At 72.2% G+C, this 20329-nt stretch carries 13 protein-coding genes; 7 read left to right on the plus strand and 6 right to left on the minus strand.

Annotated features, from left to right (window positions below; translation table 11 throughout):
* Positions 1-70 precede the first annotated feature (70 nt).
* Positions 71-1117, minus strand: a complete 1047-nt coding sequence (locus ACF1CT_RS13215) for an NlpC/P60 family protein (RefSeq protein ID WP_391783895.1) — start codon at positions 1115-1117, stop codon at positions 71-73.
* A 354-nt stretch (positions 1118-1471) separates the two neighbouring features.
* On the opposite strand from ACF1CT_RS13215, the gene ACF1CT_RS13220 reads away from it, so the two are divergent.
* Positions 1472-1825 carry a hypothetical protein gene (locus tag ACF1CT_RS13220; RefSeq protein ID WP_391783896.1) on the plus strand — a complete coding sequence of 118 codons (354 nt, stop codon included), beginning with the start codon at positions 1472-1474 and terminating at the stop codon, positions 1823-1825.
* 274 nt (positions 1826-2099) lie between these two features.
* Here the strand turns inward: ACF1CT_RS13220 and ACF1CT_RS13225 are convergent, their stop codons facing one another.
* Positions 2100-3275, minus strand: coding sequence for an NlpC/P60 family protein (locus ACF1CT_RS13225; protein WP_391783897.1), 1176 nt, complete (start codon positions 3273-3275; stop codon positions 2100-2102).
* Positions 3276-3786: 511 nt separating this feature from the next.
* Here ACF1CT_RS13225 and pcrA point away from each other — a divergent pair.
* Complete coding sequence (gene pcrA / locus ACF1CT_RS13230) at positions 3787-6228, plus strand: DNA helicase PcrA (RefSeq protein ID WP_391783898.1); 2442 nt, start codon at positions 3787-3789, stop codon at positions 6226-6228.
* Between the two features lie 129 nt (positions 6229-6357).
* Here the strand turns inward: pcrA and ACF1CT_RS13235 are convergent, their stop codons facing one another.
* On the minus strand, positions 6358-7965 hold the full coding sequence (locus tag ACF1CT_RS13235; RefSeq protein WP_391783899.1) for a peptidoglycan DD-metalloendopeptidase family protein: 1608 nt from the start codon (positions 7963-7965) through the stop codon (positions 6358-6360).
* A gap of 253 nt (positions 7966-8218) precedes the next feature.
* On the minus strand, positions 8219-9259 hold the full coding sequence (locus ACF1CT_RS13240; protein ID WP_391783900.1) for an esterase/lipase family protein: 1041 nt from the start codon (positions 9257-9259) through the stop codon (positions 8219-8221).
* Positions 9260-9701: 442 nt separating this feature from the next.
* Here ACF1CT_RS13240 and ACF1CT_RS13245 point away from each other — a divergent pair, with 442 nt between their 5' ends.
* Positions 9702-10115, plus strand: coding sequence for a cobalamin B12-binding domain-containing protein (locus ACF1CT_RS13245; RefSeq protein WP_391783901.1), 414 nt, complete (start codon positions 9702-9704; stop codon positions 10113-10115).
* A 357-nt stretch (positions 10116-10472) separates the two neighbouring features.
* On the opposite strand, the gene ACF1CT_RS13250 is transcribed toward ACF1CT_RS13245, so the two are convergent.
* Positions 10473-12113 (minus strand): DUF5691 domain-containing protein, encoded by a 1641-nt coding sequence (locus ACF1CT_RS13250; protein WP_391783902.1) that lies wholly within the window; start codon positions 12111-12113, stop codon positions 10473-10475.
* 29 nt (positions 12114-12142) lie between these two features.
* On the minus strand, positions 12143-13525 hold the full coding sequence (locus ACF1CT_RS13255) for an SWIM zinc finger family protein (RefSeq protein WP_391783903.1): 1383 nt from the start codon (positions 13523-13525) through the stop codon (positions 12143-12145).
* A 326-nt stretch (positions 13526-13851) separates the two neighbouring features.
* Between ACF1CT_RS13255 and ACF1CT_RS13260 the strand changes: the two genes are divergently transcribed.
* From ACF1CT_RS13260 to sucC, 4 genes are all read left to right on the plus strand, one after another.
* Positions 13852-14961, plus strand: a complete 1110-nt coding sequence (locus tag ACF1CT_RS13260; RefSeq protein ID WP_391783904.1) for an AAA family ATPase — start codon at positions 13852-13854, stop codon at positions 14959-14961.
* Positions 14958-17492, plus strand: a complete 2535-nt coding sequence (locus tag ACF1CT_RS13265; protein ID WP_391783905.1) for a DUF5682 family protein — start codon at positions 14958-14960, stop codon at positions 17490-17492. The genes ACF1CT_RS13260 and ACF1CT_RS13265 overlap by 4 nt, the downstream gene beginning before the upstream one ends.
* A complete protein-coding gene (locus tag ACF1CT_RS13270) occupies positions 17489-18820 on the plus strand; it encodes a VWA domain-containing protein (protein WP_391783906.1) in 1332 nt (443 codons plus the stop codon). Before ACF1CT_RS13265 ends, ACF1CT_RS13270 begins: the two co-directional genes overlap by 4 nt.
* 327 nt (positions 18821-19147) lie before the next feature.
* Positions 19148-20329, plus strand: a complete 1182-nt coding sequence (sucC, locus tag ACF1CT_RS13275) for an ADP-forming succinate--CoA ligase subunit beta (RefSeq protein WP_391783907.1) — start codon at positions 19148-19150, stop codon at positions 20327-20329.

The following is a 20329-nucleotide window of genomic DNA, read 5'->3' on the forward strand; positions in this document are numbered from 1 at the left end:
CGGCGTCGGGCGGATCCGTTACCCGGCCGACCCGATCGCGGGGCGGCCCGGAGCATGATCGGACCGGAGCCTACGCCACCCGGGTCGCCCCGGCGAAGGGCATCTGGTCGATCGGCGCGATCCGGACCGGCGCCCCCGGCCGCGGGGCGTGGATCATCTGCCCGTTCCCGATGTACAGCCCCACATGGCTGATGCCCGAGAAGAAGAACACCAGGTCCCCCGGTGCGAGTTCGGAGCGCGAGACACGGTGGCCGGCGTTGATCTGGGTGTACGTGGTACGGGGAAGCGAGACGCCGGCGGAACGCCACGCGGCCTGGGTGAGCCCGGAGCAGTCGTACGAGGACGGGCCGGTCGCGCCCCAGACGTACGGCTTGCCGAGCGCCCCGAACGCGAACGCGACGGCCTCGGCGGCGCGGACGTTCGGCGCCTGCACGGACCCGCGGGCCATGCCGCGGTCGGCACGGGCGTCGGAGGGGGCCGTGCCCGCGTCCTCGTAGGCGGTGCGCTCGGCCGGGGTCAGGGTGGCCAGGAGCCGTCGGGCCTCGGCAAGCTTGGCGGTGATCGCCGCCTTGTGCTTCTTCAGTTCGGCCTGGCGAGCGGCCAGGGCCGCCAGCTTCTTCCTGGACTCCGCCCGCAACTGGGCGATCCGGGCGACCTGCCGCTCGACCGCGTCGACCTCGACGGCCCGGCGGTCGCCGATCCGGTCCACGAGCGACGCGCGCTCCAGGTACTGGTCGGGGTCGGAGGAGAACGCCAGTTGCACGGTCGGGTTCAGCCCGCCGCTGCGGTACTGCGCGGCGGCGAACGTGCCCAGGGCTTCGCGTGCGGCGTTGAGGCGCTCGGTCCGGCGGGCGGCCTCGTCGCGCAGGTTGTCGACGGCATCGGCGGCGGCCGCCGCCCGCTCCTTCGCGCCGTTGTACTGCTCGGTGGCGACCTCGGCGTCGTGGTAGAGCCGGTCCACCTGGGCCTTGACCTGGGCCGGGGTCCGCTGGGGGTCGGCGTGCGCGGAGCCCGGGAGGGCGGCAGCGGTCGCGGCCCCGGTGATGGCGAGGGCGGCCGCGGTGCGGGCGGCAGTGCCGGTGTACGGGCGCTGCCTGGGTTTCCGATGCGCTGCCACGGGGGTGTGGGTCCTTCCTGGCGACTGCCCGTCGGGGACTACCGGCGGGCCCGTCCGAGGCCGGCGGCGGACCGCCAACGGGGGAGCGGTCCGCCGCCGGAGTTCTCGGCGGGGTGACCGGTGCGCCGCCCGGAAGCGGAACGGCGGCGCGTTCGGTCACCTGGTCAGGGACGCTAATCCCAGGACATGGGAAAGAGTCGTAATGACGCTTATTGTCCGATTCTGACGCGCCGTTGTCGTCAATCGACCGGAAAAACTGCAACAGAGTCAGGCAATTGGTGCAGGTGTGCGTGACGAGCCGGGAAGTCGCACCTGCCTGCCGAGTGGTGATATGGGCAGGGTTAGGCTGCGGCCATGGACGTACTCATTCATGTCTTCGTCGCCCTGCACATCATCGGGATCGCCTCGCTGCTGGGCGGTTTCCTGACCCAGATGAAGGCGATGGGCGCGGGCACGGCCCGGTTCGTCCCGGCGATGCTGCACGGCGCGCTGACGATGCTGGTCACCGGTGTCGCCCTGGTCGGTCTCAGGGAGGCCGACGGCGGACATGTGAACAACATCAAGATCGGGGTCAAGCTGCTGATCCTTGTCGTCATCCTCGGGCTCGTCTACATCAAGCGCGACGAGGAGAAGGTCGACAAGGGGGCCTTCGCGGCGGTGGGCGGGCTGACGCTCGCCAACATCTTCATCGCCACGCTCTGGGTCTGAACCCGGCCCGGCCGCCCCGGGGCGCGCGACGCCCGGGGCGGGGCGGGGCGTGGAACGTGCCGACCGCCCCGGGGCGCGTGCCGGGCAGGACCCGGCCGGGGCGCTCGACGGGCCGGTCCGGGGCCGCCCGTTCCCCGGCCCGGGGCCTTCCGGCCCCGTCCGGGACTTTCCCGCCCCGGGTCAGGACCTTCCGCCCCGGGGCAGGACCTTCAGGTCCCGGGCCGGCGCCTTTCGTTCCCGGGCCGGGGCCTTTCGTGCCCGGATCAGGACCGGATCACGCCGGGCGCACGCTGCCGTAGATCGGCATGTAGTAGATCGATTCCTCGCGCACGTTCGCCCCCGGCTTGGGGGCGTGGATCATCATCCCGTCGCCCTTGTAGATGCCGACGTGGCTGATGTCGTCGTAGAAGAACACCAGATCGCCCGGACGCAGGTCCTCCGTGGCGACCCGGGTGCCCGTCTTCACCTGGTCCCAGGTGGTGCGCGGGAGGTCGACGCCCGCCGCCCTCCACGCGGCCTGGGTGAGCCCGGAGCAGTCGTAGGAGGCCGGGCCGGTCGCCCCCCAGACGTACGGCTTGCCGATCTGGGCCCTGGCGAAGGCGAGAGCCTTCTCCGCCTCGGTGGTGGCGCTGCTGCCCGTGCCGGTCCCGGTTCCCGTGCCGGTCCCGGTTCCCGTGCCGTTCCCGGTTCCCTTACCCGTCTCCGTCCCGCTGCCGGAACCCTGCTCCGTGCGTTTCGCCTCCGCCTCGGCCTGCCGCCGCGCCAGCTCCTTCGCCCTGCGCTCGGCCTCCTGCTCCTTCTTCCGCTCCAGCGCCGCGAGCCGCACCTTCTCCTCGGCGGTCAGCCGCGACAGCATCGCGCGCGCCTCGCCCAGCTTCTTCCGGACGTCGTCCTTGCTCTCGCGCAGCGTGTGCTGCGTATCGGTCAGCGTCTCCAGGCTCCGCACCGCCTCCGCGCGCTTCTTCGACGCACTCGCCTGTTGTGCGCGGACCTCCGTCATCGCGCGCTGTTGCCGACTGGTCAGCCGTTCCATCAGGTGGCGCTGGTCGAAGTACGCCTGCGGGTCGTCGGCCAGGAAGAAGGTGGCGCTCGGTGCGACGGCCCCGGTGCGGTACTGCGCGGCGGCGTAGGCGCCGAGGGTCGTGCGGGCCTCGTTGAGCCGGTCGGCGCGTTTCGCCGCGTCCTTCAGCAGGGCGTCGACCTTCGCGCGCTGGGCGTCGGATGCCTCCTTCGCCCGGTTGTACCGCTGGGTGGCCGTGCCCGCCTGCCGGTAGAGGTCATCGACCTTCTCCCGGACGTCCTCGATCCCGGGCTTCGGGCCGGGGACCGCCGTGGCGCTCTGCGCGGAGAGCAGGGTCACGGACGCCAGCGCCGCCGTCGTGAGCCCCACGGCCGGTGCGGTGGCAAGCGTCCGGGGACGCGGTTTGCGGTGTGATGCCAAGGTCGGCATCTCCTTCCGTGGACCGCCTGCCGGGTCGGTCGTCGCCGTTCTCCGGCGACCGGAGGGGTGTGCGGAACGCAAGGCCGTCCCGCGGTCCCTGTGGGGGAGGGGACCGGTTCACCCCGGTGTTGTCTGCGGGTCCCGGCTCCGGGCCCGGGGAAAGGGGCCGGATTCGGCGCGGGCACCCGCTCGGCGTGGTTCGCCTCAAGGGGGGACGGGCCGCCCGGTCGAGCACGCTAGCCAACGCGAGGTGCTGCTGTGAAGGTTGATGTTCGATATGCCCGATACATCTTCCTGACCCGGGCGGCGGAGGGCCGAAGCGGGGTGGCGGCGCGGGGGTGGTGCGGCCGGAGCGGGCGGTCGGGGCCGCGCCTGCGACCGGTATGCGGGTCCGCGGGAGGTCAGGTCGTGCGCGGACCGGTGTGCGGTACCGCGGGCGGCCGGGCCGTGCGCGCGGACCGGTGTGCGGTTCGTCATGCGGCCGTCGCGTGTCGGCGCGGCAGCCTAGACTCGGCAAGCGATGAGCAGCCTCTTTGACGACAGCTTCCTGGCCGGCCTCCAGAACTCGGAGGAGGAGCCCCCGCCGCCCCCCGAGGACCCCGCACCCGAGGTGGTGCCGGAGGACCTCTTCGCGGGCGTGTTCGACGGGCCGCCGCCCCGGGACGCGTACTACCGCGACGGCGCGCACCGCCCGGTCATCGACCCCGCGGCGCTCCTCGACGGGCTGAACGAGGAACAGCGCGCCGCAGTGGTCCACGCGGACACACCGCTGCTCATCGTCGCCGGTGCGGGCTCCGGCAAGACCCGGGTGCTGACCCACCGGATCGCGCACCTGCTCGCCCAGCGCGGGGTGCACCCGGGTCAGATCCTGGCGATCACCTTCACCAACAAGGCCGCGGGCGAGATGAAGGAGCGCGTCGAACAGCTCGTCGGCCCCCGCGCCCACGCCATGTGGGTCATGACGTTCCACAGCGCCTGCGTACGCATCCTGCGCCGCGAGTCGAAGAAGCTCGGCTTCACATCGTCGTTCTCGATCTACGACGCAGCCGACTCCAAGCGGCTGATGGCCCTGGTCTGCCGCGATCTCGACCTCGACCCGAAGCGTTTTCCGCCGAAGTCCTTCACGGCCAAGGTCTCCAGCCTGAAGAACGAGCTGATCGACGAGGAGACCTTCGCAGGCCAAGCCGCGGACGGTTTCGAGAAGACCCTCGCCCAGGCGTACGCGATGTACCAGGCACGGCTGCGCGAGGCCAACGCACTGGACTTCGACGACATCATCATGACGACGGTCCACCTGCTCCAGGCGTTCCCCGATGTCGCCGAGCACTACCGCCGCCGCTTCCGGCACGTCCTTGTCGACGAGTACCAGGACACCAACCACGCCCAGTACACCCTCGTGCGCGAACTGGTCGGCCCGGCCGGTGAGGGCGACGCCCCCGCCGAGCTCTGCGTCGTCGGTGACGCGGACCAGTCGATCTACGCCTTCCGCGGCGCGACGATCCGCAACATCCTCCAGTTCGAGGAGGACTACCCGAACGCGACGACGATCCTGCTGGAGCAGAACTACCGCTCCACGCAGACCATCCTGTCCGCCGCCAACGCGGTCATCGAACGCAACGAGAGCCGCCGCCCCAAGAACCTCTGGACGAACGCGGGCACGGGCGCCGGGATCACCGGCTACGTCGCCGACACCGAGCACGACGAGGCACAGTTCGTCGCCGACGAGATCGACCGGCTCACCGACGCGGGCGACGCCAAGGCAGGCGACGTCGCGATCTTCTACCGCACGAACGCCCAGTCCCGTGTGTTCGAGGAGATCTTCATCCGCGTCGGCCTGCCCTACAAGGTCGTCGGCGGTGTGCGCTTCTACGAGCGCAAGGAGGTCCGGGACGTCCTCGCCTACCTCCGGGTCCTCGCCAACCCCGAGGACACCGTCCCGCTGCGCCGCATCCTCAACGTGCCCAAGCGCGGCATCGGCGAGCGCGCCGAGGCGATGATCGACGCCCTGTCCCTGCGCGAGAAGATCACCTTCCCGCAGGCGCTGCGCCGGGTCGACGAGGCGTACGGCATGGCGGCCCGTTCCGCCAACGCCGTCAAGCGGTTCAACACGCTGATGGAGGAGCTGCGCACGATCGTCGAGTCCGGCGCGGGCCCGGCGGTCGTCCTGGAGGCGGTCCTGGAGCGTACGGGCTACCTCGCCGAGCTCCAGGCGTCCACCGACCCGCAGGACGAGACACGCATCGAGAACCTTCAGGAACTCGCCGCCGTCGCCCTCGAATTCGAGCAGGAGCGGGGCGAGGCCGGAGAAGAGGGCGCGGGCACGCTCGCCGAGTTCCTGGAGCGGGTCGCGCTCGTCGCCGACTCCGACCAGATCCCCGACGAGGACGAGGACGGCTCCGGCGTCATCACGCTGATGACCCTGCACACCGCGAAGGGCCTCGAATTCCCCGTGGTCTTCCTCACCGGCATGGAGGACGGCGTCTTCCCGCACATGCGGGCGCTGGGCCAGACCAAGGAGCTGGAGGAGGAGCGGCGGCTCGCGTACGTCGGCATCACCCGGGCCCGTGAGCGGCTCTACCTGACCCGGGCGGCGATGCGCAGCGCGTGGGGGCAGCCCTCGTACAACCCGCCGTCGCGGTTCCTGGAGGAGATCCCGGACCAGCACCTGGAGTGGAAGCGGAAGGGGCCGATGGCGGCCCCGGCCGGGCCGACGTCGGGGATCACCTCGTCGCTGTCCGCGTCGCGTGCGCGCTCCGGCCCGTCGGGCTTCGCTACCCGGCGGACCTCGGACAAGCCGACGATCACGTTGGCCGTCGGGGACCGGGTCACGCACGACCAGTTCGGGCTCGGCACGGTGACGGCGGTCGAGGGCGTCGGTGACCAGGCGAAGGCGACGGTCGACTTCGGGGACGAACGCCCGAAGAAGCTGCTGCTGCGGTACGCCCCCGTCGAAAAGCTCTGACCACGACCGGAAGGGCCTGCCGGGCTTCGTGAGCCGGTGGGCCCTTCCGGGACACAGTGTGTCGGGCCGGGGCGACGTCTTCCGGAACGAGTGCGTCGGGGCCGGGGCGACGCCCTGCGGGACAGTGGGTCAGGTCGGGTTGACGCCGTGGCCGCGGAGCCAGGGCAGCGGGTTGATGGCCGCGCCGCCACCCGGCCGGACCTCGAAGTGCATGTGCGGGCCGGTCGAGTTCCCGGAGCTCCCGGAGTACGCGATGACGTCGCCGGCCTTGACCGGGCCCGAGCGGATCTTGGTGCTGCTGAGGTGGCAGTACCAGGTCTCGGTCCCGTCGGCCATGGTGACGATGGCCATGTTCCCGTAGGCGTTGTTCCACTGGGTGCGCACGGTGCCGTCGGTCGCGGCCATCACGGGGGTGCCGTACGAGACGGGGAAGTCGATGCCCGTGTGGACGGACATCCAGTTGACGCCCGCCTGGCCGAAGTACGCGCTGAGACCGTGCTGCGCGACCGGCACGACGAACTTGGGACGCAGCGCCTCCTTGCGGGCCGCCTCGTCCTCGCGCTTCTTCTTCTCGGCTGCCTGCCGCTCCCTCAGGTCGATGCGCTCCTGGGTACGGCTGGCGCGGTCGAGGAAGTTCTCCGCGTCGGCGCTGAGGTTGGCGAGCTGGGTGTCCAGCTTGTTGTTGGCGGCGACCGGCTTGACGGAGCCGGGGTCGGCGGCCGCCATCGTGGTGGTGTTGTCGTCCTTCTTGCTCTCGCCTCCCAGACCGCTGACGGAGGCCGCGGCGATCCCGGCCACACTCATCACACAGGCGGAGGGAACAGCGACGGTGAGCAGCGCGGAACGCTTCGTGGGGGAGCGCCTCCGACTCCGGCCGCCGGTACCGCCGCGGGTCGTCGGCCGGTCGGGCGAACGGCGGGGGCCGACCATGATGCCGACCGTCTCGGCGGCCGGATCCACGGCCTCGCCGTCGTCCGTGCCGGTGGGGGCGCTCGCGCCGGGAACCGCACCGGAGGAGGCGTGGGCCGGGACTTCGTGGGGCGACCCGGCGTCGTCCGCCGCCGGATGCTCCGCGGTCGCCGGCACCTCGGGCAGCAGTTGCGTGCTGTGCTGCTCGTGCTCCGGCTCGGGCGCGGCGCCGGTGTTCCACGCGGTCGCGTCGTACGCGCCGGTGTCGTAGGAACCGGTGCTGTACGCGGCCGTGTGCGTCGTCGCCCACTGGCCGGTCTCGTACCAGCCGTTGGTGTCCCACTGGCCCGACGTGTCCCACTGACCCGTGGCTCCGGGTGCACCGGGCTGCGCGGGCACGTCGGCGAAACCGTGGCCCATGGCCGGGGCCGGGGCCGCGAACGTGTCGTACTCGGTGACGGGCGTCCAGGTGGCCGTCGTGTCGTACGTCGGACCCGCGGTATACGGCGGCTGCGCCGCGGCGTACGGGTCGTGGACGGCGTCGTACGAGGCGGTCGGGTGCGCGCCGGTGTCCCACTGGGAGGAGTCGTAGTGGCCGCTGTATCCGGCCTGATCGGGCTGACCGGCGACAAGACCGCTGTCGTACCCGCCGCCGGGGCCGTTGTCGTATCCGCCACCGAGCCTGCCGTCGTGGCCGCTGTGGCTGTCGTGGCCGCCGGGGTTGCCGTGGCCGCCGGGGAGGGAACCGAAGAGCGGATCGGTGGCGAAGCTGCCGGTTGCTTGACTGCCGTACCCGGCATACCCGGCGTGGGGGTGCTGGTCGTTCACCAACTTCTCTCTCGCCTCGGCAGCAGGACCTGTGACCTGGGGGCCGGTGCACGGTTCCCAGGGGGAGCAGTGGCCGCGACTGTACCCGGCGGTATGCGACGTGGACAATCTTCGGCGGGCGTGGACGGCTCAGGAAACGGGCAATCGGCCGCCTTTCGACGGGCTGTCCACACAGCCTTGGCTCTATGTTCGAAATTAGTTCTATTTATGATGTCCCGAGGGCGGGGCGTGACGGCATCGGGCCCATGGGGGATCAGGCCGTCGAAGCCGTCCCCGCGGCGCCCCCGCCCGCTGCCGTGCCCGGGGCCTCGACCGTCGAGCCGCAGGATTCCAGCGCCCGCCGGACGGCCGCGGTGACCGTGGGGTGCACGGGCAGCGCGAGGTGGCCGATGCCGCTGACACGGACGTTCAGGGCGTCGAGGTCCGGATGGTCGATACAGGCGGCCTCCGCCGGAACGATCACCCGGTCGAGATCGCTCCAGAAACTCACGAAGCGGGTGCGGCAGCCCGGTGCCGGTCCGCGCAGCTCCTCGATCGGTGCGGAGCCCGTGCGTATCTGGCGCACGATCGGGTGAGCGCTCGCCGGTGGGGCGACGGCGGTGCCGCCGTGCGGTGTGCCGAGGGTGACCAGGGTGCGCACCCGCTGGTCGCCGCCCAGTCGCTGTATGTAGTAGCGGGCGATCAGGCCGCCGAGACTGTGCCCGACGATGTCGACCTCCTGGTGCCCGGTACGGGCGCAGATCTCCTCGACGTGGCGACCGAGCAGCTCGGCCGCCGTGCGGATGTCGCGAGTGAGCGGCGAGTAGTTCAGGAACTCCAGATGGCGCCAGCCGTGCCGGGCCAGGGAGCGGCGCAGCAGGACGAAGACCGAGCGGTTGTCGATGAAGCCGTGCAGGAGGACGACGGGCAGTCGCTCGGCGTCGTAGCCGTCACCCGCGACGGGGGAGACCGACGGGGCCGTGGCTGGGATCGAGGACGTGGTCAGGGCCGGGGCCGCGGGCGAGGGCGAGGGCGTGGGCGGGGGCGTGGGCGTGGGCGGGGCTGGGCCGGAGGGCAGGCTTCCGGCGGGCGGGGCCGTGGTCGGTCCGGGGAACGAGGTTTCGACGGTCGGCGCCGGGGCGGCCGGTTCTGACGCGGGCCGTCGCTCCCCGGTGATACCGGTGGGGTACAGGAGGACATGCCCGGCGAGGACCGCCAGTTCCAGGGCGGTGGCCTTGAGCAGCGCGGACGACGGCGGGGCGGGATGCGGACGCGTCCACGGCGGCAGTGGGGGAAGGGGCGGCAGCAGTTTCATGGCCGACCTCCTGGTTCGACGGCCCGTTTCGCAACCCGCCAGCCGGCCCGTTCACCGGCCCGGGGACCGACCCGGGGACCGACCCGGGGGTTCGGAACGTCCGTCGGGCCGTTCGGCGGCCCGGGGGCCGGCCCGGGATCGGGCTGTCCGTCGGCCGGGGATCGGCACGGGGGTGAGCCTCGGGTCGTGCGGCCGGTGGGCCGTACCACCGTGCCGCGCGGCTGGCGGCGCGGTGGTACGGCGACCTCGTAGCGGCTCCTCCGGCAGCCGGGTCCGTGCGACGGGCGTGCCGCGTCGTGCGGACCCGGCTGCCGGTGAACATGTCCCACGTGTGATTTCCCCCTCCCCGTCCACCGTGAAACGACGGGTTGCGGGATGCTGTAGATAACGTTCGTTCACATCCCCGGCCCTTCAGGCACGGGAGACGCATGTGGAGGCAGTGATGGGTGTGACCGGTCCGATCCGTGTGGTGGTGGCCAAGCCGGGCCTGGACGGCCATGACCGCGGGGCCAAGGTGATCGCGAGGGCACTGCGGGACGCCGGTATGGAGGTCATCTACACGGGGCTCCACCAGACGCCCGAACAGATCGTGGACACCGCGATCCAGGAGGATGCCGACGCGATCGGCCTCTCCATCCTCTCCGGTGCGCACAACACGCTCTTCGCCAAGGTGATCGAACTGCTGAAGGATCGCGAGGCGGAGGACATCAAGGTCTTCGGTGGCGGCATCATCCCGGAGGCGGACATCGCGCCGCTGAAGGACCAGGGCGTCGCGGAGATCTTCACCCCGGGTGCGACGACGACCTCCATCGTCGACTGGGTCAACGCGAACGTCCGCCACCCCGCGGAAGCCTGACCGACGCCGCGAAGCACCGGACCCGACTGTCCTGACCGTCCCGATCGTCCCGTTCGGCCCAGCCGCCCCGCTCGGCCCGGCCGGTGTGCTTGCTCGGTCCGGTGGACCCGGTGGACCCGGTGGACCCGGTGGACCCGGTGGACCCGGTGGGACTGGCGGGCCCCGGTGGGCCTTGCGGGACCGGTCGGCCGCAGCATTCGGTGGGCCGACTGCGTCATTTCGATCAGGTGACTCGGTGACTCGGTGACTCGGTGACTCGGTGACTCGGTGACTCGGTGCCCGGGTGACCGAGTGGCTGAGGTGAACGAGTGGTCGGGGGATCGCCGGGCGGGCCGGTTCGTACGTGGCCCTGCGGTATCAGTAGTTGTTCCCACCGTCCCCGTCGGCCGGGGCCGGGCGGAGGCCGGGCCCGACCGCCAGTTCCGACTCCATCGCCGCGCGCAACCGAAGCGTGGAGACCAGGCGTTGGAACGCCTCCGACCAGTAGCCGTTCGCGCCCGGTGAGGCATCCTCCGGTTCGTCCTGAGGAGTGGTGAGAACGTCCAGGCGGTTCGCCGCGGCCGGATTCAGGCAGCGCTCGGCGAGCCCCATCACGCCGCTGAAACTCCAGGGGTAGCTGCCCGCGTCCCGGGCGATGTCCAGGGCGTCGACGACCGATCGGCCGAGCGGCTCCGCCCAGGGGGTCGGGCAGACCCCGAGCAACTGGAACGCCTCGGACAAACCGTGTGCGGCGATGAAGCCGGCCACCCAGGTGCTTCGTTCGACTGCCGGGAGCACGGTGAGGAGTTTCGATCTCTCGGCGAGGGACGCCGTGCCGGGGCCGTGCGAAGGAGGGACGGACGGGGCGCCGAGCAGGGCGCGGGCCCATTCCGGATCCCGTTGCCGCACTGCGGCCCGGCACCAGGCCGCGTGGAGTTCCTCGGCCCAGCCGTCGGCCACCGGCAGGGCGACGATCTCCCGCGCGGAGCGCCCGCCGAACCGGGCCGGCCAGGTGGACAACGGAGTCGCCTCCACCAACTGCCCCAACCACCAGGACCGTTCACCCCGCCCGGACGGTGCCGCCGCCACGACGCCGTCGCGTTCCATCGCGGCATCGCATTCGTGCGGCGCCTCCACGGCGATGCTGGCTTCGTCGCAAGTGATGTCCGGGCTCACACAGGACATCGCACGGGCCGCCATTCGCCCGGCGAACGCCGACCGGGGCAGCGCGGACAGCAACTCGGCTGCGACCGAACGGACATTGCGGCTGCGGTCGGCGAGTGACCGCTCCAGGAACGGCTCGTCCCCCGGGGACAGTCCGGTGCGCAGGGAATCGAGGAACATCAGCCGGTCCTCGGCCCGTTCGGTGGCCCAGGTGGTGGCCAGCAGCGCCGGTGCCACGGCCGGATCGTGCGCCCGTACCGCCCCGAGCAGGGCGATGCGTTCGGCGAACAGTCCCTCTTCCCACAACCGGGCGACCGCGTCGGAATCCGTGATGTCGGGCAGCGTCGAGCCGCCGGACGAACCGCGTAACGCGAACGTCCACTCGGGGTTGAGCCCGGCCAGCCACAGGCCGCGCGGCCCGGCGAAGGCGAGCGCCTGCGGGCGCAGATCGGTACGGGACCTTGCCGCGTCCAGCAGCTGCGGGAGCAGGGTGGCAGGGGCACGGAAGCCGCACCGATTGGCGGTGGCCAGCCACTGCGGGATCAGCTCCGTGAGATCGGGGGCGGTGCCGCGTCGGCCACCCGAACCACCCGATGCCGACCGGTCCGCGAGCAACTGGGCAAGTCTGCGCCGCGCGGCCGGGGGCAGCGGTGGCCGGGGGTCGAAGGGTGCAGGCTCCGGGAGGGCGGCGGCAGGGGCGGGCCGCAGACCCGCTCTCCGCCGCACGGTCAGAAGCGCCGCGGCATCCAGCAACTCGGCGGGTCCGCCGCCCTGTTCCGTCGGGCGGCGGTCGGTACCGAGAAGCGCGGTCGTGACGAGTTCCTCCCAGGGCGGCGGTGCGGTGCTGTGAGGCATGAGGTCCCTCCGAGGCTTCGTATCGGATGTCAGATCAGTGGCACGGTCTCGGCCGCCGGGACGGCCCGGCCCGGGCCGCTTTCACCCGACTCGCGTTCGGGCCGGTCCTGCCGGGCACGGCCGTTCCCGATGCCGCGGTCGTCGGCACGGTCGGCGTCGGCGTCCTGGTCCCGGTTCGCGCCGGCCGCCGGTTTCGCCGTCGCGCCCGCCGCCACGTCGGTTTCGGTGGCCCAGGCCGCCAGCGGATCGAAGCCGCGGTGTCCGCAGGTACCGAAGACGGTCACCGGGAAGCCGCCGGAGAGTGCGAGAAGCCTCCACAGCCCGGGCCGGGCCGTCGCGGACGGAGCCAGCGGCAGAGCGGTGTCGCCCACGGCGTCGACCAGTTGCCAGCCGTTCCCGGACGGCACCGGTATGACGTCGCGCAGTGTCACCGGCCAGGAGTCCAGCCACGGATCGTGCCGCAGGGCGTCGCCATAGGCGCGGACGGCCTCCGTCGTCGTGCCGCCCGGCGGCGGCGTTCCGGCCGACGACGGGGCGCCGAACAACTGTCCGAGCTCGGCCCGCAACTGGCCGGCACCGGGATACGGGGTGATCTCCGCGTCGATCCTGGAGCCCACCGGCAGCGTCTGCCCGGGTGAATGTCCGGCCGCCCCGAAGGAGAGCACCAGCGCGGTGCGGCCCGAACCCTGCCCGTACAGCCAGATGCGACGTGTGACGATTCGGCCGTCCGGGGTGTCGTACTGGGCGAGGACCTGCCACTGGTCGCGGACCGGTGGCCCCCCGGCCGGGGCCGTCAGTCCCACGCGGGTCCGGACCGTCGCCGCCAGCGGCTCCGGGAGGCCGTCGATCCCCAGCCACGCGCTGTCCAGCAGGTGCAGCAGCGCGCACTCCTCCAGCAGCCGCACCGGCCAGCCCGGCCCGGACGCGGGTAGGGCCGCCAAATCCCTCACTCGGCCGGCCAGCCCGGGAGCCTGGGCATCGACCATGCGGGCCGCCGTCTCCTCCCACATCCCGTAGCCCGGCTGATCGGCCGTCGCCAAACCGCCGCGCAACAGGTCCGCCAGCCGCTGCTCCAGTTCCTGAGCTCCCCCGGTGATCCGCTCGGCCCGTCGCCCGGCACGCCGTCGGGCGGCCTCCGGATCGGCCGGGCCCGAGGCGCGGACGCCGCCCGCCCCGCTCCCCTCCCGCCGCGTTTCCGTTCCCCCGTCCCCCGTTCCCCCGTCCCTCGTTCCCCCGCCCTCCGTTCCGCCGACCTTTGTCTTCCCGCCCCCCGACCACGAACCCGACGCGGCGAGTGTGTTTCCCGCCTCGCGCGACGCTTCGTCAGGAGCCTTTTCCCATACCTGCTCCGTCGTCCAACGGGCCGCCGGGGCGGCCGTGGACGAGGATTCTCCCCCGTGAGATAGCAGCATGGGAACGACGGTAGAGCGCCCCACTGACAATCCGTCCGACCTGCTGCTTCGCCCCCGTGCGCACGACTTGGCCGCGCCTTCCCCCTCGTGATTCCGGGAACGGGGCCGAGGCCGCCCGGTCGATCACGTGATCAAGAGCGGGACCACCGGGAAGCCGAGAGGGAGGGGGATCCTCGAGGCAGGCGGCAGTGCCGCGGTCTCCTCCGTGATCGGCCGATCCCCTCGCCACCGCACGGGACCGGCTCCCGCCCGCGGTCGGGACCGATTGTCAGTGGCGTGGTGCACGGTGGAAACCACATCAGGTCGTTCGATCTGGAGGGGGATCCATGTCCGTGCCCGAAACCACCGCCGTCGCAACACAGGCCCTGCGGCCGCACGCCGAGGACGCCTTCGCACACGAACTGAAGGCCCTCGCGGCGGCCGACGACCGTCCGAGGCCCGCTCGTTGGCGGCTGTCCCCGTGGGCCGTCGCCACCTACCTGCTCGGCGGCACCCTGCCGGACGGCACGGTGATCACACCCAAGTACGTCGGACCGCGCCGTCTCGTCGAGGTCGCCGTGACCACCCTCGCCACCGATCGGGCCCTGCTGCTCCTCGGCGTTCCCGGTACCGCCAAGACATGGGTGTCCGAACACCTCGCGGCGGCCGTCAGCGGCGACTCGACGCTGCTCGTCCAGGGCACGGCGGGCACCCCGGAGGAGGCCGTCCGTTACGGATGGAACTACGCCCGGTTGCTCGCACACGGCCCCAGCCGGGAGGCGCTGGTGCCGAGCCCACTGATGCGCGCCATGTCCGACGGCATGACCGCGCGCGTCGAGGAGCTCACCCGCATCCCCGCCGACGTGCAGGACTCGCTGATCACGATCCTGTCGGAGAAGACCCTCCCCGTCCCCGAACTGGGCCAGGAGGTCCAGGCGGTCCACGGCTTCAACGTCGTCGCCACGGCCAACGACCGCGACCGCGGCGTCAACGAACTGTCCAGCGCCCTGCGCCGCCGGTTCAACACGGTCGTGCTGCCGCTGCCGGCCACACCCGAGGCGGAGGTCGACATCGTGTCCCGTCGGGTCGACCAGATCGGGCGCTCCCTCGATCTGCCCGTCGCGCCCGACGCACGGGCCGAGATCCGGCGCGTCGTCACCGTCTTCCGCGAACTGCGCGACGGAGTCACCACCGACGGCCGCACCAGGCTCAAGTCCCCCTCCGGGACGCTGTCCACGGCCGAGGCGATCTCCGTCGTCACCAACGGCCTGGCGCTGGCCGCGCACTTCGGCGACGGGGTGCTGCGTCCCGATGACATCGCGGCGGGCATCCTCGGCGCGGTCGTCCGCGACCCGGCGGCCGACCGGGTGGTGTGGCAGGAGTACCTGGAGACCGCGGTACGGGAACGGGACGGGTGGAAGGACTTCTACCGCGCCTGCCGCGAGGTGTCCGCATGACCGGGACCACCGGTCCCGACGGGCCGCTCCTCCTGGGGGTGCGCCACCACGGGCCCGGCTCGGCCCGTGCCGTCCGCGCCGCCCTGGACGCCGCCCGCCCGTCGGCCGTGCTCATCGAGGGGCCGCCGGAGGGGGACGCTCTGCTTCCGCTGGCCGCCGACGAACGCATGCGACCGCCGGTCGCGCTGCTCGCCCATGCGGTGGACGCCCCGGGCCGGGCGGCGTTCTGGCCCCTGGCTGCGTTCTCCCCCGAATGGGTCGCGATCCGCTGGGCGCTGGCGCACGACGTACCGGCCCGCTTCATCGACCTGCCCGCGGCGAACTCCCTGGCCATGGCGCGCGCGGACGAGCGACGGGGGACGGCACCGGAGGCCGGCGGGGGCATGCGGCCGGACGGGAGAGAGGCGGAGGGGCGGGGCACGGACGCCGCGTCCGCGCGCACCCCGGTCGACCCCGTGGCGGTCCTTGCCGAGACGGCGGGCTACGACGACCCCGAGCGCTGGTGGGAGGACGTCGTCGAGCACCGTGCCCAGGACGGTGACGGTGAGGGTGACGGCCCGCGGACGCCCTTCGCCGCACTCGCCGAGGCGATGACGGCCCTGCGCGAGGTGTACGGCGACGGCGAACACCCCCACGACATCGTTCGCGAGGCGTACATGCGCCTGCAACTGCGCAAGGCCGGGAAGGAGTTCGGCGACGACATCGCGGTCGTCTGCGGCGCCTGGCACGTTCCCGCGCTCGCCAGGAGGACCACGCTCGCCGCCGACCGGGCGCTCCTCAAGGGGCTGCCCAAGGTCCGGACCGAACTGACCTGGGTGCCCTGGTCGCATCGTCGGCTCGCCCGGCGCAGCGGATACGGGGCCGGCATCGACTCGCCCGGCTGGTACGCACACCTCTTCGACGCGGTGGACCGTCCGATCGAGCGATGGATGACCAAGGTCGCCGGACTTCTCCGCGACGAGGACCGGTTCGTATCGTCCGCCCATGTCATCGAGGCCGTCCGGCTCGCCGGGGCGCTCGCGGCGATGCGCGGTCGCCCGTTCGCCGGGCTGAGCGAGACGACGGACGCGGTCCGGGCCGTGATGTGCGACGGCTCCGACGTCCCACTCGCCCTCGTACGGGACCGGCTGGTCGTCGGCGAGACACTCGGCGACGTACCCGACACCGTCCCCGCCGTCCCGCTGCAACGCGACCTCGCCCGGCAGCAGCGCACCCTCCGGCTCAAACCCGAGGCAGCGGAGCGGGAGCTCGATCTCGACCTGCGCAAGGACACCGACGCCGCGCGCAGCCGCCTGCTCCACCGACTGCGGGTCCTCGCCGTCGGCTGGGGCGAACCCACCGTCGGCAGGACGAGCACCGGCACCTTCCGCGAGAGCTGGCGGCTGTGCTGGGAGCCCGAGCTGTACGTACGCGTCGCCGAGGCCGGGACCTGGGGGACCACCGTGCTCTCCGCGGCGACTGCCAAGGCGGAGTCGCAGGCGGCCTCGGCGACCGCCCTCGCCGAGATCACGGCCCTGGCCGAGCACTGTCTGCTCGCGGAACTGCCGGACGCGCTGCCCGGGGTGATGCGGGCCCTCGCCGACCGGGCCGCGCTCGACGCCGATGTCGGCCACCTCGCGGACGCCCTGCCCGCGCTGGCCCGCACCCTGCGCTACGGCGACGTGCGGGCCACGGACACGGCGGCACTCGGCGAGGTCGCCGCCGGGCTCGTGGAGCGGGTGTGCGTCGGCCTGACGCCCGCGTGCACCGGACTCGACGCCGACGGCGCCGACGAGATGCGCCGAAGGGTGGACGGGGTCCACGCCGCGATCGGGCTGCTCCGCGGAGCCGCCGACGGGGACGGTGACGGGAGCGGCCTGCGCGAGCGCTGGACCGCCGTACTGCACCGGCTCGCCGCCCGGGACACCGTCGCGGGTGTCATCAGGGGCCGCGCGGCCCGGCTGCTGCTCGACGAGGGACGGATCTCGGAGGACGGAGCGGCCCGGCTGATGGGCCTGGCCCTCTCGCCCGGCACACCCGCCGCGGACGCCGCGGCCTGGATCGAGGGGTTCGTCGGCGGGGCGGGCGGCGGATTGCTCCTCGTCCACGACGAACGGCTGCTCGGCCTTGTCGACGCCTGGCTCACCTCCGTTCCGGCCGACACCTTCGCCGACGTCATGCCCCTGCTGCGCCGCACGTTCTCGGCGTATGACGCGGGCGTGCGGCGCACACTCGGCGAGCTCGTACGGCGGGGCCCGGCCGCGGGCGGGGCGGCGGCCGACATCACCGGCGTCGGGGCGGCGGTCCCCGGCTTCGGCCCCGGGCTCGACACGGCACGGGCCGACGCGGTGATGCCGGTACTGCGGCTCCTGCTCGGTTCGGCACCCGGAGGCGACGAGAACGCCGACACCGCCGGGAAAGTCGCGAAGGAAGCCATCAGGAAAGGGGTGGTCGAGAAGGAGGCCGTCGAGAAAGAAGCGGTCGAGAAAGAGGCAGTCGAGAAACCCGACGCCGTCGAGGCGACGGGGGAACCACTGGGGGCGACGGGATGACCAGGAACACGGCAGGCACCGCACCCCGCCCCGTCCGCTCTCCGCGGGCCGGCGCGGCCGACGCCGCACGGCACGGCATGGCGAGCGACGCGGCGAACGGCGAGGCGCGGTCGGGACCGCAGTCCGGGACGGCGAACGGCGAGGCGCGGTCCGGAGCGCCGTCCGGGACGGCGGACCACGAGCGGCTGCGCCGGTGGCGGATGGTCCTGGGCGGGGACGGCGAGGAGGGCACCGGCCGGACCCTCACCGGGCGCGACGCCGCCATGGACGGCGCGCTGACCGCGCTGTACGGCGGCGGAGCCGGACCGGGCGGCCGGGGAGGGAGCAGCCGTTCGGCCGGACTCGGTGCCTCCGCCCCCTCCGTGGCCCGCTGGCTCGGCGACATCCGCACGTACTTCCCCAGCTCCGTCGTGCGGATCATGCAGCGTGACGCCATCGACCGGCTCGGCCTCTCCGCACTGCTCCTCGAACCGGAGATGCTGGAGGCCGTCGAAGCGGATGTCCACCTGGTCGGAACGCTCCTCTCGCTCAGCAAGGCCATGCCCGAGACGACGAAGGAGACCGCAAGAGCCGTCGTGCGCAAGGTCGTCGATGATCTGGAGAAGCGTCTGGCCACCCGCACCCGGGCGACGCTCACCGGCGCGCTGGACCGCTCGGCACGGATCGAGCGCCCCCGCCACCACGACATCGACTGGGACCGCACCATCCGGGCCAACCTCGGGAACTACCTCCCCGAGCACGGCACCGTCGTCCCCGAGCGGCTCATCGGCTACGGGCGGGCGGCGCGGTCCGTGAAGAAGGACGTCATCCTCTGCATCGACCAGTCGGGATCGATGGCCGCCTCCGTGGTCCACGCCTCTGTCTTCGGCGCCGTGCTCGCCTCCATGCGCACCCTGCGGACCAGGCTCGTCGTGTTCGACACGGCCGTCGTCGACCTCACCGACCAGCTCGACGACCCGGTCGACGTGCTCTTCGGCACCCAACTCGGCGGCGGTACGGACATCAACCGCGCGCTCGCCCACTGCCAGTCGAGGATCACCCGGCCCGCCGACACCGTGGTCGTGCTCATCAGCGACCTCTACGAGGGCGGGATACGCGACGAGATGCTCGGACGCGTCGCCGCCATGAAAGCGTCCGGCGTGCAGTTCGTGGCGCTGCTCGCACTGTCCGACGAGGGCGCCCCCGCCTACGACCGCGACAATGCGGCGGCCCTCGGCGCGCTGGGAGCACCGGCATTCGCATGCACCCCGGACTTCTTCCCGGAGGTGATGGCGGCGGCGATCGAGAAGAGACCGATACCCGTGCCCGACAAGGAGGCCGCCCGATGACGGCCCCGTGGACGAGGGCGTCCATCGCCACGGGTCCCCACGGCGGGCGCGCCCCCGTGCCCGCCTGCTCCTGCTCCGTCTGCCGTGTCCGGTCGCGCGTCCGCCGTGTCCCGGCCGTCCGCAGGGTCTGTGACCGTAATCACCGCTCAGGTGTGATCTGCGATTTAGGGTCATGCCGGGCGCGGGGATAACCTGCGAGATGGACATGCCGCGTACAAGGGGTCACCCTGTGCGCCTTCCTCGTGACAGAGCAGTCGCCATTGCCCCTCGCGGCACGCCCACGCAGAAATCGAACCGCGAGACCATTTGATTAAGGGACGGACGCGCGTGGACCTGTTCGAGTACCAGGCGAGGGACCTCTTCGCCAAGCACGGTGTACCGGTGCTGGCCGGTGAAGTCATCGACACGCCTGAGGCGGCCCGCGAGGCGACCGAGCGGCTGGGCGGCAAGTCGGTCGTCAAGGCGCAGGTGAAGGTCGGCGGGCGCGGAAAGGCCGGCGGCGTCAAGCTTGCCGCCACCCCCGACGAGGCGGTCGCCCGTGCGACCGACATCCTCGGCATGGACATCAAGGGCCACACGGTCCACAAGGTGATGATCGCCGAGACCGCGCCGGAGATCGTCGACGAGTACTACGTCTCGTACCTCCTCGACCGCACCAACCGCACCTTCCTGGCGATGGCCTCGGTGCAGGGCGGCATGGACATCGAGGAGGTCGCGGAGAAGACCCCCGAGGCCCTCGCGAAGGTCCCGGTCGACTCCAACTCCGGTGTCACCATCGAGAAGGCCCGCGAGATCGTCGCCCAGGCGAAGTTCCCGGCCGAGGTCGCCGAGAAGGTCGCCGAGGTCCTGGTGACGCTGTGGAAGACCTTCGTCGCCGAGGACGCGCTCCTCGTCGAGGTCAACCCGCTCGCCAAGGTCGCCTCCGGTGACATCCTGGCGCTCGACGGCAAGGTGTCTCTCGACGAGAACGCCGACTTCCGTCAGCCCGAGCACGAGGCGCTGGAGGACAAGGCCGCGGCCAACCCGCTGGAGGCCGCCGCCAAGGCCAAGAACCTCAACTACGTCAAGCTTGAGGGCGAGGTCGGCATCATCGGCAACGGTGCCGGTCTGGTCATGTCGACCCTGGACGTCGTCGCGTACGCCGGTGAGAACCACGGCAACGTGAAGCCCGCCAACTTCCTCGACATCGGTGGCGGCGCCTCCGCCGAGGTCATGGCGAACGGCCTGGAGATCATCCTCGGCGACCCGGACGTCAAGTCCGTCTTCGTCAACGTCTTCGGTGGCATCACCGCCTGTGACGAGGTCGCCAACGGCATCGTCCAGGCGCTCGAACTGCTCAAGTCCAAGGGCGAGGACGTCAACAAGCCGCTGGTCGTGCGCCTCGACGGCAACAACGCGGAGCTGGGTCGCAAGATCCTCTCCGACGCCAACCACCCGCTCGTGCAGCGCGTGGACACCATGGACGGCGCGGCCGACAAGGCCGCCGAGCTCGCCGCGGCTGCGAAGTAA

Origin of the sequence: Streptomyces sp. NPDC014734 (assembly GCF_043083325.1) — a bacterium.
Taxonomy (GTDB): Bacteria; Actinomycetota; Actinomycetes; order Streptomycetales; family Streptomycetaceae; genus Streptomyces.

Bases quoted from the DNA above. Each gene is read 5' to 3' on its own strand.
- ACF1CT_RS13260 (WP_391783904.1), top strand. From the start codon at position 13,852: ATGTCCGTGCCCGAAACCACCGCCGTCGCAACACAGGCCCTGCGGCCG.
- pcrA (WP_391783898.1), top strand. From the start codon at position 3,787: ATGAGCAGCCTCTTTGACGACAGCTTCCTGGCCGGCCTCCAGAACTCG.
- ACF1CT_RS13270 (WP_391783906.1), top strand. From the start codon at position 17,489: ATGACCAGGAACACGGCAGGCACCGCACCCCGCCCCGTCCGCTCTCCG.
- ACF1CT_RS13255 (WP_391783903.1), bottom strand. From the start codon at position 13,525: ATGCTGCTATCTCACGGGGGAGAATCCTCGTCCACGGCCGCCCCGGCG.
- ACF1CT_RS13225 (WP_391783897.1), bottom strand. From the start codon at position 3,275: ATGCCGACCTTGGCATCACACCGCAAACCGCGTCCCCGGACGCTTGCC.
- ACF1CT_RS13250 (WP_391783902.1), bottom strand. From the start codon at position 12,113: ATGCCTCACAGCACCGCACCGCCGCCCTGGGAGGAACTCGTCACGACC.
- ACF1CT_RS13245 (WP_391783901.1), top strand. From the start codon at position 9,702: ATGGGTGTGACCGGTCCGATCCGTGTGGTGGTGGCCAAGCCGGGCCTG.
- ACF1CT_RS13220 (WP_391783896.1), top strand. From the start codon at position 1,472: ATGGACGTACTCATTCATGTCTTCGTCGCCCTGCACATCATCGGGATC.
- ACF1CT_RS13240 (WP_391783900.1), bottom strand. From the start codon at position 9,259: ATGAAACTGCTGCCGCCCCTTCCCCCACTGCCGCCGTGGACGCGTCCG.
- ACF1CT_RS13265 (WP_391783905.1), top strand. From the start codon at position 14,958: ATGACCGGGACCACCGGTCCCGACGGGCCGCTCCTCCTGGGGGTGCGC.